Raw genomic sequence first — 14767 nt, forward strand, 5'->3', positions numbered from 1 at the left:
CTTGGCGATTTCGGCGCGGATGGCGATCATGGCGTCGATGAAGCGGTCCAGTTCAGCCTTGGATTCGGATTCGGTCGGCTCGATCATCAGCGTGCCCGGTACCGGGAAGCTCATGGTCGGTGCGTGGAAGCCGAAGTCCATCAGGCGCTTGGCCACGTCTTCGTTGCTGATGCCGGTGGCATCGGTCAGCGGACGCAGGTCGATGATGCACTCGTGCGCCACCAGGCCGTCGTGGCCCGAGTACAGCACTGGGAAGTGCGGCGCCAGGCGGCGAGCAACGTAGTTGGCGTTCAGGATCGCGGTCTCGGTGGCGGCGGTCAGGCCTTCACCGCCCATCATGGCGATGTACATCCAGGAGATCGGCAGGATCGATGCGGAGCCGAACGGTGCGGCCGAGATCGAGCCGATGCCGTCTTCGCTGCGTACGTAGCCGTTGGAGCGCTGGTTCGGCAGGAACTTAGCCAGGTGGGCGCCAACGCCGATCGGGCCGACGCCTGGGCCGCCACCGCCGTGCGGGATGCAGAAAGTCTTGTGCAGGTTCAGGTGGGACACGTCGCCGCCGAACGAGCCTGGGCCGGCTACGCCAACCAGTGCGTTCATGTTGGCGCCGTCCACGTACACCTGGCCGCCGTGCTTGTGGATGATGTCGCACAGTTCGGTGATGCCGTCTTCGAACACGCCGTGGGTGGATGGGTAGGTCACCATCACGCAGGCCAGGTTCTTGGAGTGCTGTTCGGCTTTGGCTTTCAGGTCGGCCAGGTCCACGTTGCCCTTGTCGTCGCAGGCGGTGACCACCACCTGCATGCCGACCATGGCGGCGGAAGCAGGGTTGGTGCCGTGTGCCGAGGATGGGATCAGGCAGATGTTGCGGTGGCCTTCGCCGCGCGATTCGTGGTACTTCTTGATCACCAGCAGGCCGGCGTATTCGCCCTGCGAACCGGCGTTAGGCTGCAGCGAGACGGCGGCGTAGCCGGTCACGGCGCACAGCATCTCTTCCAGCTGGGCGATCATTTCGCGGTAGCCCACGGTCTGGTCGGCTGGCGCGAACGGGTGGATGGTCGAGAACTCCGGCCAGGTCACCGGGATCATTTCGCTGGTGGCGTTCAGCTTCATGGTGCAGGAACCCAGCGGGATCATGGTGCGGTCCAGCGCCAGGTCCTTGTCGGCCAGGGAACGCAGGTAGCGCAGCATTTCGGTTTCGCTGTGGTAGCGGTTGAAGGTCGGGTGCTCCAGGTAGGCGGAGGTACGCACCAGCGCTTCCGGGAAGTTGCGGTCCACGCTTGCTTCGACAGCGTCGAAATCAGGGGCAGCCTTGCCGCCGCTGAATACATTCCACAGTGCTGCCAGGGTGTCGCGGTCGCAGGTTTCGTCCAGCGATACGCCGATGTGGCGGCTGTCGATCTTGCGCAGATTGATGCCGGCGGCAACAGCGGCTGCGTGCAGCGCGTCGGCCTTGTCGGTGGCGATGGTCAGGGTGTCGAAGAAGGTGTCGTTGACCGAGTAGCCCAGCGACTTCAGGTTGGCAGCCAGGATGCCGGTGTAGCGGTGGGTGCGCTCCGCGATCTGCTTCAGGCCTTTCGGGCCGTGGTAGACGGCGTACATGGAGGCCATCACGGCCAGCAGTACCTGTGCGGTACAGATGTTGGAGGTCGCTTTTTCGCGGCGGATGTGCTGTTCGCGGGTCTGCAGGGCCAGGCGGTAGGCTTTGTTGCCGTTCTGGTCCACGGTCACGCCGACCAGGCGGCCCGGCATGGAGCGCTTGTACTCGTCGCGGGTGGCCATGTAGCCGGCGTGCGGGCCGCCGAAGCCCAGCGGTACGCCGAAGCGCTGCGAGTTGCCGACTACAACGTCGGCACCCCATTCGCCTGGAGGGGTCAGCATGGTCAGGGCCAGCAGGTCGGCAGCCACGATCACCATGGCGCCGGTGGCCTTCACGGTTTCAACGGCGGCGCGGTAGTCGCGCACCACGCCGTTCACGCCTGGGTACTGCAGCAGCACGCCGAAGGCGTCGGTCACGCCAGCCAGTTCGGCCGGGTCGAAGGTCTTGACGGTGATGCCCAGCGGCTCGGCGCGGGTCTGCACCACTTCCAGGGTCTGCGGCAGCACGTCGTTGGCGACGTAGAAGGTGTTCGACTTGGACTTGCCGACGCGCTGGATCAGGGTCATGGCTTCGGCCGCGGCGGTGCCTTCGTCCAGCATGGACGAGTTGGCGATGGCCATGCCGGTCAGGTCGATCAGGGTCTGCTGGAAGTTCAGGATCGCTTCCAGGCGGCCCTGGGAAATCTCTGGCTGATACGGGGTGTAGGCGGTGTACCAGGCTGGGTTTTCGAAGATGTTACGCAGGATCACGCCCGGGGTGTGGGCGTTGTAGTAGCCCTGGCCGATCAGGGATTTCAGCACCTTGTTCTTGGAAGCGATGCCTTTCAGCTTGGCCAGTGCTTCGTTCTCCGGCAGCGGCTGGAAGAACTGGCCCAGTGGCAGTTCGTTCTTGTTGCGGATGCCCGGCGGGACGATGGCATCGATCAGGGCGGCGCGGGTGGCGTAGCCGAGAACGTCCAGCATTTGCTGCTGTTCGTTGGCGTCCGGGCCGATGTGGCGGGCGATGAAGGCATCGCGGGCTTCAAGTTGGGTCAGGCTGGTGCGGGTCATGGTGAAAAATCTCTTGGCCAGAATGTGGAAAGGGCCGGCATGGAGCCGGCCCGATGATGCGGTGTTTACTGTGCTACTTTGCCGTAGGCTGCTGCGTCCAGCAGGCCGTTGATGGCGCCGGCATCGCTTGGCTTGATCTTGAACAGCCAGGCAGCGTAGGCGTCGGCGTTGATCGACTCTGGTGCGCCGGCCACGTCTTCGTTCACGGCCACCACTTCACCGGCGATCGGTGCGTAGATGTCGGATGCGGCTTTGACCGATTCCACCACGGCGGCGTCGGCGCCGGCGTCGTAGGTCTGGCCGACTTTCGGCAGCTCGACGAACACGATGTCGCCCAGTGCGTCTTGCGCGAAGGCGGTAATGCCGACGGTCACGGTGCCGTCTGCTTCAGCGCGTACCCACTCGTGGGACTCGGTGTACTTCAGGTCTGCTGGAATGTTGCTCATATTGGCTCCAAGGCTAGGTGATGTTGTTCAGTTTCTGGTCAAGCAACCAGGATTTTACCGTTACGGACGAAAGGCAGCTTGACCACGGTGGCAGCCAGCTTCTTGTCGCGGATCTCAACGTGCACGGTGTCGCCGACCTGCACGCCCATCGGCACGCGCGCCAGCGCGATCGCCTGTTGCATGGTCGGGGAGAAGGTGCCGGAGGTGATTTCGCCTGCTTCGCCGTTGGCGGCGATGACTTTCTGGTGGGCGCGCAGCACGCCGCCTTTTTCGCGCAGGATCAGGCCCACGAACTGGGCGTTCTGGCCTTTGGCTTGCAGGGCCGCTTTGCCGATGAAGTCGCGCTCGGCCACCAGGTCGATGGTCCAGGCCAGGCCGGCGTCCAGGGGGTTCACGGTTTCGTCCATGTCCTGGCCGTACAGGTTCATGCCGGCTTCCAGGCGCAGGGTGTCGCGCGCGCCCAGGCCTGCAGGCTTCACGCCGGCGGCGTTCAGGGCGTTCCACAGTTTTTCAGCCTGGTCGGCTGGCACGCCGATTTCGAAACCGTCTTCACCGGTGTAGCCGGTGCGGGCCACCATGGCTTCGCCGAAGGCGGTGCTTGGCACCAGCGCTACGTTGAATGGTTTCATTTCGGCGGTTGGCGCCTTCGCTTCAGGGATCACTTCCCATACCTTGGCGCGGGCGTTCGGGCCTTGCACGGCGATCAGGGCCATCGCGCCTTCGCCGTCGCGGCGCTGGGTGATGGTGATGCCGGCGCCGGTGGCGGCGTTCTGCTGGTTCATCCAGGCCACGTCTTTTTCAGCGGTGCCGGCGTTGACCACCAGGCGGAACCATTCTTCGTTGATGAAGTAGACGATCAGGTCGTCGATGACGGTGCCTTCCGGGGTCAGCATGCAGGAGTACAGGGCCTTGCCCGATACCTGCAGCTTGTCGACGTTGTTGGCGATCAGGCCGCGCAGGAAGGAGCGCACGTTCGCGCCTTTCAGGTCCACCACGCACATGTGGGCCACGTCGAACATGCCGACGTCGGTGCGCACGGCGTGGTGTTCTTCGATCTGGGAGCCGTAGTTGACCGGCATGTCCCAGCCGCCGAAGTCGACCATACGGGCGCCGAGGGCACGATGAGCGTTATTGAGTGGGGTTGCTTTGAGCGTCATTGATACCTCGGGCCTTAAGAGTAGGGTGTTAACTGAACGTAATTTCGCCTACCCCTCTGTCCTTGGTACCTGAGAGATAGCGGGAAGGTATTCCCGCACGCCCCTTCGGTGGGCCCTGCGCTGTGGCGGGCCGCTCTCCAGAGTTCAGCCCTATCGGGCCCCTGACCGGTCCTTTTGCCTGAGAGTTTCTGGGTTATGCCCCTTCGGCGCCAGCCTGTGCTGGTCTCTCCCGATCAAGACTTGGGACTATATGACAGGAGGGCAATAAAGTCAATCTTGCGGGCTGGTGGGAACTCGGCGCCGGGACGCTGGTCAAAGGGGCATGGAAACGCTAAATGACGACTATGACAACCCTTGGAAGGCCGGTCTCGAACGGTATATCTGGGATTTTATTATGCTGTTTTGCCCAGGGTTGGCTGCAGAAATCGACTGGTCGGTGGAGCCGGAATTCCGCGACCAGGAATTGCGCCAGGTGGTGCGTGACGCAAAGACGGGCTTGCGGCGGTTGGACAAGCTGGTGCGTGTGCAGTTGCGCGATGGGCGCGAGATGTTTATCCATATCGAGATCCAGCTGTCGCGGCAGCGCGGGTTTGCGGAGCGTATGTTCACCTGTTGGGGGCGCCTGTTCGACCGGTATGCTGCTCCGGTGTTCAGCATTGCTGTGCTGGCTGACCGCAGCCCGCGCTGGCGGCCGAGCGACTTTTCCTGGGATGTATGGGGGACAAGGGTGCGCTTTGAGTTCAATGTGGTGAAGCTGCTGGACTTCGTTCCTGTGGCGCCGGGGCTGGCGGCGAACTTCTTTGCCCTGTTTGCCGAGGCGCATTTTGCGACCATGCGCACCAAGCGTAATCCGGCGGCGCGTCTTGTCGTGAAGACGCTCCTGACACGCCGTGCGTATGGCCTGGGGTGGGGGCAGCAGCGCATCCTCGATTTTCTCAATGTACTAGACTGGTTGATGCGGCTACCCAGTGAGCAGGAGGCGAGCTATCGAGACTTCCTGCGAGACTTGGAAAGGAGTACGAAAATGCCTTATGTTCATAGTATGGTGCGCGAGGGGCGGCAGCAGGGGCTGCTTGAGGGGCGCCAGGAGGGTTGGCAAATCGGCTTGCATGAGGGGCGGCAAGAGGGCAGGCAAGCTGGCCTGCAGGAGGGCCGGCAAGAGGGCAGGCAAGAGGGCAGGCAAGAGGGCAGGCAAGCAGGGCTGCGAGACGGTCAGCTTGAGGGGCGGCGCCAGATGCTGGAAGAGTTCCTTTCCTTGCGTTTCGGTCCGCTGCCGGAGGTCGTGCGGCAGCGGCTGCAAGGAGCGTCGCATGAGCAATTGTCGCGTTGGGTGCGCCGGGCCGTAGGGGCAGGGACGCTGGCCGAAGTCACGGAGGAGTGATGCGGGCGTAGCAAGGAGCGCGCCTGCGCTAGAATGGCCTTTCCATCCATAGCCATAAGTGGAGCGACCATGAGCGAAAAAGAAGACAAGGCGGCCTGGTTTACCCTGTCCGGTGACGTGAACAGCGACATGGTGCACCGCGTCTTTGATGCGGTGGCGGACATGACGGAAGACGGCATTGAAACCGCCCATATCCTGATCCAGTCCAACGGCGGCTACGTCAGCGATGGCCTGTGCCTGCACAACTACCTGCGCAACCTGCCGATCAAGATCATCACCTATAACGGTGGGGCGGTGGCGTCGATTGCGGTAATCCTGTTCCTGTCGGGGAGTGAGCGCTATGCCAGCGAAACCGCGCGCTTCATGGTGCACAAATCGCATGCCAGCGCGCCGCATGGCGCCCGGCCCGACGCGCTGCGCATTATCGTGGAAGGCTTGCAGGCGGACGATGCCCGCACCGAGGCGATCCTGCGCAAGCATGTCCAGTTGACGGACGAACACTGGAACATCCACGCCTATTCGGACCTGCACCTGACCGCCACCGATGCGGCCAAAGTGGGCCTGATCAACGAAGTGGCCGACTTCCGCCCGCCCAAGGGCAAGCGCGTCACCAATATATAAGGCAAAGGGCCTGGCAGGGATCTGCCAGGCCGTGGCCGGCGCCAGTCAATCAGCGCTTTCCGCTGCGGCTGGCGGGCGTTTTCTTGTCGGTCTTGGCCTGGCGGCCGGTATCCGACTGCTCATTGGCCTGCTGTGCGCCCGAGCGCGATCCCTGGTCGGCCGACTGGCGGGTGCCGGAACTCGAACCCTGCTTGCTGGATTTTTGCTTCGATTTCATGACAGCTCCCTTTCAAAAGGATGGGAGCTTCATCATGCTTTGTGCAATAGTAAAGGTGTATCGGAATACAAGCGCAGGCCTTGTAGGACTAGGCCTTGCACTTTGTTGGTGTAAACGCAACTGTGTGCAACTTTTGCGTAAATATTTAGCGTTTCTTTGCTTTTGTGTATTGCCACGTGGCAATAATCTGCGACAATATGGATAACCCTCAAAGTCAGGTTCAATCATGATTCCAGAAAACCCATCATCTGCGGCGCCTAAAAAAGCGGTCACGCCGCGGCATGCGCTTCTGGAAAACCTGATCAGCCTGGTGAACAAGCACATCAGCGAACAGTTCAACGAACTGTCCACGAGCTGGGCCGCGCGCCTGGTGGATGTGACCGATGCGGGTGACTTGAAAGACCTGCAGGCGCGCCTGCGCTCGGGCAACCTGCTGCGCACCGACCATTACGCCTTCCTCGGCCTGTTTGCCAAGCAGCTGGAGAGCGACCTGCGCCACGAGATCGCCCAGCTGGCGCCGGGCCAGAAGGCCCAGGTGCGCAAGCTGGCCGAGCCGCTGTCCCTGGTTTCCATGGAAGAAATGGACACCAAGGTCACCATGGGCGGCTTCAGCAAAGCCTTTGAGGTCAAATATTCCGATGCGCTGGCGACGCTGAACGTGCGGCTGGCCTTCCTGCTCGACCGCGACATCCTGCGGATCAACCAGAACCCCTTCCGGCCCGAGGTCTTCCTCGGCGCCTTCCAGCAGGCCTGGATGGATTTCGTGAAGGATGAGGAGTCGAACGAGCTGGTGCAGGGCTTTTACAAGCCGGACGAGTTCTTCAACTTCGCGCCGATGCTGGAGGACCTGAACCTGGCGCTGGAACGCAAGGGTGTCGGCCCTGGCTCGGTGGAAAAGCACAAGTCGCGTCGCGCCGATTCGCATGACGCTTCGCAAGCGCCGAACCGCAAAAAGAACCAGCAGGCGGCGCTGGCCGAACAGCTGCGCCAGTTCTTCGCCGGCGCAGGCGATGCGCCGTCCGGCAAGCCATCGCCGACCGGTTTCGACCAGCTCGGCGACCTGGACCTGTCGCTGCCGACCATGAATGTGGCGCCCGGCCTGTATGGCACGCCAGCCCACACCGCGGCGGCCAGCGCGCTTGGCACCGGCGCCGCACCGGCGCTCGGTGCGTCCACCCCGGTCACGCCGGCGCCAGGATTTGCCACCGCCGGCATGCCCATGATGGCGCCGGGTGCGATGCCTGCGGGCGTGGCGGTGCCGGGCGGGGTGCCAATGATGCCGGGTGCCGTGGCAATGCCGGCTGCGGGCGGCGCGATGCCGATGATGGCTGGCGGCGGGAGCGCACTGCCTCCGGCGGCCGGCGTGATGAGCGGCATGCCGCTGGTTGCCGGCGGCGTCATGCCGGCGGGTGCCGGCGCTGGCGCCATGCCGGCTGGCGCTGGCGTGGGTATGCTGTCTGGCGTAGCCGTGCCGGGCGTACCGGGCGGCGTGGCGGTGCCGCCAGGCGGCTGGACCCAGGGCGCGGCCCAGGGCTTCCATGGTGGCGCCAACAATGAGGCTGCACAGCGCGCCTCCCTGATGTCGGCCAAAGAGCCATTGATGAATTTCCTGGCACAGCTGCAGCGCGGCGTGCCGCAAGGGGCCGTCTTTGCCAGTGCCGAAGGCGGCGCCATGCCGGCCGGCGGCTTTGTGGGCGGTGGCGCCGTCGCGGGCCAGGCTGTGGCTGGCGGGATCGCGGCCGGCGCGGGCGCGATGTCGGGCCCTGGCTTTGCGGCGGGCGGGTCCATGGGCAACGTCTTCATCCTGCCGCAGATTAAGGAGCAGGCCCCGGCCGGCAGCCTGACGCGCGCCGATGAGGGGACGATCGACCTGCTGTCGGCGGTGTTCGATACCGTATTCCGCGACCAGAGCATTTCGCCCGAGATCCGCGACCTGATCCGCTTCCTGCAGATTCCGGTGCTGAAGGCGGCGCTGGTCGACAAGAACTTCTTCTTCCAGGAGGCGCATCCAGCGCGCCGCATGATCGACCTGTTGTCGCGCATGGGATGGGAGCAGCACAAGGACCCGGACGATCCGCTGTACCAGGCCATGCAGCGCAGCGTGGAAAAGGTCAGCAAGGACCACGAGGAAGAGATTTCCGTCTTTACCGAGGCGGTGAATGAGCTGGAAGCCTCGATCAAGGCCGAGGAGGCCGCCGCTGCCGCCGCCATGGCGGAGCCGATCGCCAAGGCCCTGAAGCAGGAAAAGATGTCGGTGGCCGCCAAGTCGGCCAAGGATGCGGTGGCGCTGCGCATCGGCACCGGCGAGGTGGTGGCGATCGTCGAAGCCTTCCTCGAGAACAAGTGGGTGTCGGTGCTGACCATCGCCTACAGTGTGGAGGACGAAAAGCCGGGCGCCGTCAACAACGCGACCCAGACCATGGATGACCTGATCTGGAGCGTGCGCCCGAAGATCACCCAGGACGACCGCAAGAAGCTGATCGCCAAGCTGCCTTCGCTGCTGTCCACCCTGAACAAGTGGCTGGACGTGATCAAGTGGCAGGACTCGGACCGCCTGCAGTTCTTTGCCGAACTGGCGGAATGCCATGCCTCGATCGTGCGCGCGCCAATCGAGATGTCGCCTGAGCGCCAGGTGGAAATCGCCATGGAAGTGGCGCAGAAGGATGCCGAGCGCCGGCTGCAGCTGCAAGCCAAGGCGGAGTCCGAGGCGGAGGCGCAGCCGCAGGAGGATGACGACGCCACCATCGAGGTCGATAGCCTGGCGCGCGGCATGTGGCTGGAGTTCGACCAGGACGACGGCAGCAAGCGCAAGGTCAAGCTGGCGTGGATCAGTCCTTTGAAGACGCTGTACATCTTCTCCACCTCGGGCAAGCAGGAGGCCTTCTCGATCTCCGGCGAGGCGATGGCGCAGCAATTCCGCGAGGGTAAGGTACGCCTGATCCGCACCGAAGGCGTGGTGGCCGCCGCGCTGTCGGTGGCCATGGGCGGGGCCGTGGCGGTCAACGACGACCATCACGACTTGCCGGCCAACGGCACTTCCGCCTAATTCTTGCGCAGGACGGCGATCAGGCCGTCCGCCGCATCCTCCACATAATCGAGCACCATATCGAAGCCGTTCGCGCCGCCGTAGTAGGGGTCGGGCACGATGTCCGAGCCTGAGCGCGTCGCGTATTCCATGAACAGTTTGACCTTGTGGCGGTGCTGCGGCGGGCAGGCGCGCTGCAGGATGGCCAGGTTGTCGTGGTCCATGGCCAGGACATAGTCAAAGCGCTCAAAATCCTCGGCGGCGAACTGGCGGGCGCGCTGGCTGCTCAGGTCATAGCCGCGCGCGGCGGCGTGGCGGGTCGAGCGGGCGTCCGGCGCGTTGCCGACGTGATAAGCATGGGTGCCGGCCGAATCTATATCCAGTTGAAGTCCGGCGGCTTCGGCGCGGACGCGGAAAACCCCTTCGGCGGTCGGGGAGCGGCAAATGTTGCCCATACACACAAAAAGGATGGCAGTTCGGGTCTTCATTGGTGTTTAGCGTGCTGGTAAGATGGTATTATTAGCCACTTTTTTAACACGTCCCAGCGGGCGAAGTACAGATAAAACGTGCGTCTATCTTCCATTAAATTGTCGGGATTTAAGTCGTTCGTCGATCCTACCAATTTCCAGGTACCCGGCCAGCTGGTCGGCGTGGTTGGTCCAAACGGTTGCGGCAAGTCCAATATTATCGATGCTGTGCGCTGGGTGCTGGGTGAATCGAAGGCCTCCGAGCTGCGCGGCGAGTCGATGCAGGACGTGATTTTCAATGGCTCGACCCACCGCAAGCCGGCGGGACGTGCCTCCGTTGAACTGATCTTCGACAACCACGAGGGCAAGGCGTCCGGCCAGTGGGGCCAGTACGCCGAGATCGCGGTCAAGCGCACGCTGACGCGCGACGGCACGTCGACCTACTACATCAACGGCCAGCCTGTGCGTCGGCGCGATATCCAGGACATCTTCCTCGGTACCGGCCTGGGGCCGCGCGCCTACGCGATCATCGGCCAGGGCATGATCGCCCGCATCATCGAGTCGCGCCCGGAAGAATTGCGCGTGTTCCTGGAAGAGGCGGCGGGCGTGTCGAAGTACAAGGAGCGCCGCCGCGAGACCGAGAACCGGCTGCACGATACGCGCGAGAACCTGCTGCGGGTGGACGACATCCTGCGCGAACTGAATAGCAACCTGGAGAAGCTGGAAGGCCAGGCGGCGGTGGCGACCAAGTTCCACCAGCTGCAGGCCGACCAGGACGAGAAGCAGAAGCTGCTCTGGCTGCTGCGCAAGACCGAGGCACAGAACGAGCAGGCCCGCTACTTCCGCGAGATGGAACAGGCGCAGAACGACCTGGAAGAGCAGACCGCCAAGCTGCGCAATGTGGAGCTGACGCTGGAGCAGATGCGCCAGGCGCACTTCGCCGTCGGCGACCGCCTGCACCAGGCGCAGGGCCAGCTGTACCAGACCAATTCCGAGATCGGCAGCCTGGAAGCGCAGATCAAGTTCGTGATCGAGTCGCGCACGCGCCTGCAGCAGCAGCTGGCGACCCTGACCGCGCAGCGCGACCAGTGGCAGCAGCAGGCGGAGGACTATTCGTCCCAGGTGGCCGAGGCCGAAATCAACCTGGAAGAACTGTCGGCGCGTGTGGAAGAAGCACGCATGTTGGCGGAGCAGAAGGGCGAATTGCTGCCGGTGCTGGAGCAGGAGTGGCGCGAGGCGCAGACCAGGAGCACCGAGTCGCGCGCCCGCATCATGCAGGCGCAGCAGCAGCTGGAGCTGGAATCGGCGCACCAGCGTAATGCCTCCAACATCCTGGCCGGCCTGGCCACGCGCAAAGAACGCCTGCAGCAGGAGAAGGGCGGCCTGGCGATGCCCGATTCATCGCACCTGGCCAACCTGAAGATGCAGCTGGAGGAAAAGCAGCAGTCGCTGGAAGAGCAGAACATGCTGCTCGAGGAGGCGCTGGAGCAGCAGCCCAAGCTGGAGGAGGAGCGCCAGGCGGCGCAGGCTGCCGTGCAGTCGGAGTCGGCCGCCACGCACCAGCTGGAGGCGCGCCTGAACGCGCTGCGCCAGCTGCAGGAACGCGTGCAGACCGAGGGCAAGATCACGCCATGGCTGCAGAAGCATGAACTGAACGAGCTGCCGCGCCTGTGGCAGAAGCTGGATATCGAGCAGGGCTGGGAAACCGCGCTGGAGGCTGTGCTGCGCGAGCGTACCTCGGCGCTGCAGGTGTCCAACATCGAGTGGGCCAAGCATTTCTTCAGCGATGCGCCGCCAGCCAAGCTGGCGCTGTTCGCACCGGCCGTCGCGGCTCCTTCCGCGGCGCCCGCCGCCGGCGGCAGCGCGCTGCGCCCCTTCCTCGACCTGCTCAAGCTGAACGACCCCGGCCTGCGCGGCGTGCTGCAGGACTGGCTGCACAACGTCTTCCTGGCCGACGACAACGCCAGCGCCTTTGCGGCGCGCGGCACGCTGCCTGCTGGCGGCTGTTTCGTTACCAAGCAAGGCCACATCATCACGCAATCGTCAGTGCGCTTCTATGCGGCCGACGATGAGCAAGCCGGCATGCTGGGCCGCCAGCACGAGATCGACAACATCACCAAGCAGCTGCGCGCGCAGTCGATGCTGGCCGAGGAGGCCCGCAGCCGCGCCGTACGCGCCGATGCCGCGCTGGGCAACCACGGCCGCCTGCTGACCGAGCTGCGCGCCAAGGTGCAGAGCCTGACCGCCAGCGTGCATACGCTGCAGCTGGAAGTGGTCAAGTTGTCCGAGATCGAAGCGCGCTTCAACCAGCGCAGCAACCAGATCGAGACCGACCTGGCGGAAATCGCCGCGCAGGAAGAGGAGCAGATGCAGGTCAAGCTCGAATCGGAGGAAAAGTTCGAGCAGCTCGACATGGAGCTGGGCAACCTGCAGGGCGAGCACGAAGACGGCCAGACCGCCTTCATGCTCAAGGAGCAGCGCTTGGCCGACGCGCGCGAAGCGCTGCGCGAACTGGAACGCAAGGCACAGGAAGCAGAGTTCGCAGAGAAATCGGGCCGCAACCGGATCGACGAACTGCGCCGCAATATCGCCACCGCCACCGCGCAGGTGGCGCAAGTGACGGAAAGCCTGCGCGCCGGCCAGCTCGAACTGGAGGGCCTGGAAGCTGGCACCGCCAACGAAGGCCTGCAGGACTTGCTGGACCGCCGCACGCAGCAGGAACGCGCGCTGGCCGACGCGCGCCATGAGCTGGACCAGGTCACCCAGCAGCTGCGCCAGTTTGAAGACGCGCGCATGCAGGGCGAACGCAGCCTGCAGCCGCAGCGCGACAAGATCATGGAAATGCAGCTGAAGGAGCAGGCCGCGCGCCTGAACCAGGAACAGTTCGCGCAGCAGCTGGCGGAAGTGCAAGCTGACGAAGCGGCGCTGGCCGAAAAACTGCATCCGGACATGAAGGCCTCCTACCTGCAGGGCGAAGTGACGCGCCTGACCAACGCCATTGCGGCGCTGGGCGCAGTCAACCTGGCCGCGCTGGACGAGCTGGCCACCGCCTCCGAACGCAAGAACTTCCTGGACGCGCAGAACCGCGACCTGAACGAAGCGATTGCGACGCTGGAGGACGCGATCACCAAGATCGACAAGGAAACGCGCGACCTGCTGCAGGATACTTTCGACCGCGTCAACCAAAGCTTCTCCGAACTGTTCCCGATCCTGTTCGGCGGCGGCCAGGCCAAACTGATCATGACCGGCGAGGAAATCCTCGACTCCGGCGTGCAGGTCATGGCGCAGCCGCCCGGCAAGAAGAACGCCACCATCCACCTGCTGTCCGGCGGCGAAAAGGCCCTGACCGCAACGGCGCTGGTGTTCTCCATGTTCCGCCTGAACCCTGCGCCATTCTGCCTGCTGGACGAGGTGGACGCGCCACTGGACGACGCCAATACCGAGCGCTTCTGCCGCATGGTCAAGCGCATGTCCGACCAGACCCAATTCCTCTTCATCTCGCACAACAAGATTGCGATGGAGATGGCCAATCAACTTATCGGTGTGACGATGCAGGAACAAGGTGTATCGCGCATCGTGGCGGTGGACATGGAATCCGCCGCATCCTTTGCTACTGAGGCTCAAGCCGCATGATTACTGATTTTCAACTGAGTTTGCTTGCCGCCGGCGGTGTGTTCGTCGTGGGCGTAATTAGCTATAACAAATGGCAGGAGTACAAGCTGAAAAAGCGCGTGGAACGCGCCTTCGACGGCCAGCATGACGACGTGCTGATGCGCACCGACGGCGGCGCGCGCGCCGAACCGAGCTTCCACATGGACGACGTGCCGATGCCCGACGCCGGCTCCGGCGCCTACGGCGTGCCCGAACACATGGGCGGCCATGTTGGCGCGGTCACGGCGCCCGGCATCCTGCCCGACGACGAAGCCGGCGCCACCGCCGCTGCAGCGGTGGCTGGCGCCCCGGTGCGCAGCGCCGATGCCGACGTGCCGGTGGAAGAACTGGCCACCTGCCTGGTCGACCCGCTGATCGACTGCCTGCTGCCGCTGGAACTGGAAGCCCCGTCGCGCGGCGAGAAGCTGCTGCCGGCGCTGCAGAAGCTGCGCTTCGTCGGCAACAAGCCGGTGCACTTCATCGGCCTGGCCGTGAGCGGCGACTGGGAGCCGGTGCGCCACGGCGTGGTGTACACCAAGCTGCAGGGCGGCGTACAGCTGGCCAGCCGCAGCACCGCATTGAACGAACTGGAATACTCCGAACTGGTGACGCGCCTGCGCAGCGTGGCGGACGAAATCGGCGCCGAACCGCAGATCCCGGACATGATCGAAGTCATGCAGGACGCCAAGAACCTGCACCGCTTTGTCGCCAACCACGACGCCCAGCTGGGCGTCAACCTGGCCTCCAACGGCGCGCCGTGGAATATCGCGACCCTGCTGGGCGCCCTGGAAAAGCTGGGCTTCGACGTGCGCCCGGACGGCCGCTACGCGATGCCGGACGGCGAGGGCGGCCACCTGTTCTCCCTGTCCACCAACGTGACCCTGGCCGAGGAAACCACCTCGCGCCTGACCCTGCTGCTCGACGTGCCGTGCGTGGCACCGGCCCGCGACGGTTTCGGCTCCATGATCGCCTGCGCCAAGAACCTGATGGCGCGCCTGGACGCCACCATCGTGGACGACGCCAACCAGCCGCTGGCTGACGAAACCCTGGCCAGCATCGCCGGCCAGGTCAAAGAGTTTTACGACGACATGGCGGCTTCCGACATCCCGGCCGGTTCCACCCGCGCGCTGCGCCTGTTCAGCTGACAAGAGCC

At 64.3% G+C, this 14767-nt stretch carries 10 protein-coding genes and 2 riboswitches; of the genes, 5 read left to right on the plus strand and 5 right to left on the minus strand.

Going from position 1 to position 14767, the window contains the following annotated elements; all coding sequences use genetic code 11:
* The 3 genes from gcvP to gcvT form a co-directional block, all read right to left on the minus strand.
* Positions 1-2649 (minus strand): aminomethyl-transferring glycine dehydrogenase (gcvP, locus tag ACE3TQ_RS18065; protein ID WP_374583679.1); only part of this gene is annotated, 2649 nt, incomplete at its 3' end.
* 65 nt (positions 2650-2714) lie between these two features.
* Positions 2715-3095, minus strand: coding sequence for a glycine cleavage system protein GcvH (gcvH, locus tag ACE3TQ_RS18070; protein ID WP_374583680.1), 381 nt, complete (start codon positions 3093-3095; stop codon positions 2715-2717).
* 38 nt (positions 3096-3133) lie between these two features.
* Positions 3134-4252: a glycine cleavage system aminomethyltransferase GcvT gene (gene gcvT / locus ACE3TQ_RS18075; protein WP_374583681.1), complete on the minus strand. Its 1119-nt coding sequence runs from the start codon at positions 4250-4252 to the stop codon at positions 3134-3136.
* A gap of 46 nt (positions 4253-4298) precedes the next feature.
* Positions 4299-4403, minus strand: a riboswitch (glycine riboswitch).
* A 5-nt stretch (positions 4404-4408) separates the two neighbouring features.
* Positions 4409-4494, minus strand: a riboswitch (glycine riboswitch).
* 80 nt (positions 4495-4574) lie between these two features.
* Here gcvT and ACE3TQ_RS18080 point away from each other — a divergent pair.
* Together ACE3TQ_RS18080 and ACE3TQ_RS18085 are read left to right on the plus strand one after the other, a co-directional pair.
* Positions 4575-5633 carry a DUF4351 domain-containing protein gene (locus ACE3TQ_RS18080; RefSeq protein ID WP_374583682.1) on the plus strand — a complete coding sequence of 353 codons (1059 nt, stop codon included), beginning with the start codon at positions 4575-4577 and terminating at the stop codon, positions 5631-5633.
* Positions 5634-5702: 69 nt separating this feature from the next.
* Complete coding sequence (locus tag ACE3TQ_RS18085) at positions 5703-6254, plus strand: ATP-dependent Clp protease proteolytic subunit (protein ID WP_374583683.1); 552 nt, start codon at positions 5703-5705, stop codon at positions 6252-6254.
* Between the two features lie 49 nt (positions 6255-6303).
* Here ACE3TQ_RS18085 and ACE3TQ_RS18090 read toward each other — a convergent pair whose 3' ends face one another.
* On the minus strand, positions 6304-6471 hold the full coding sequence (locus tag ACE3TQ_RS18090) for a hypothetical protein (protein ID WP_374583684.1): 168 nt from the start codon (positions 6469-6471) through the stop codon (positions 6304-6306).
* Between the two features lie 226 nt (positions 6472-6697).
* Here ACE3TQ_RS18090 and ACE3TQ_RS18095 point away from each other — a divergent pair, with 226 nt between their 5' ends.
* On the plus strand, positions 6698-9517 hold the full coding sequence (locus ACE3TQ_RS18095) for a DUF1631 family protein (protein ID WP_374583685.1): 2820 nt from the start codon (positions 6698-6700) through the stop codon (positions 9515-9517).
* Here ACE3TQ_RS18095 and ACE3TQ_RS18100 read toward each other — a convergent pair.
* Positions 9514-9984 carry a low molecular weight protein-tyrosine-phosphatase gene (locus ACE3TQ_RS18100; protein WP_374583686.1) on the minus strand — a complete coding sequence of 157 codons (471 nt, stop codon included), beginning with the start codon at positions 9982-9984 and terminating at the stop codon, positions 9514-9516. The genes ACE3TQ_RS18095 and ACE3TQ_RS18100 overlap by 4 nt on opposite strands.
* A gap of 78 nt (positions 9985-10062) precedes the next feature.
* Between ACE3TQ_RS18100 and smc the strand changes: the two genes are divergently transcribed.
* On the plus strand, positions 10063-13596 hold the full coding sequence (smc, locus tag ACE3TQ_RS18105; RefSeq protein ID WP_374583687.1) for a chromosome segregation protein SMC: 3534 nt from the start codon (positions 10063-10065) through the stop codon (positions 13594-13596).
* Positions 13596-14759: a cell division protein ZipA C-terminal FtsZ-binding domain-containing protein gene (locus ACE3TQ_RS18110; protein ID WP_374583721.1), complete on the plus strand. Its 1164-nt coding sequence runs from the start codon at positions 13596-13598 to the stop codon at positions 14757-14759. Before smc ends, ACE3TQ_RS18110 begins: the two co-directional genes overlap by 1 nt.
* Positions 14760-14767 lie beyond the last annotated feature (8 nt).

The sequence above is a fragment of the Pseudoduganella sp. genome (assembly GCF_041914865.1).
Classification (GTDB): domain Bacteria; phylum Pseudomonadota; class Gammaproteobacteria; order Burkholderiales; family Burkholderiaceae_D; genus Rugamonas.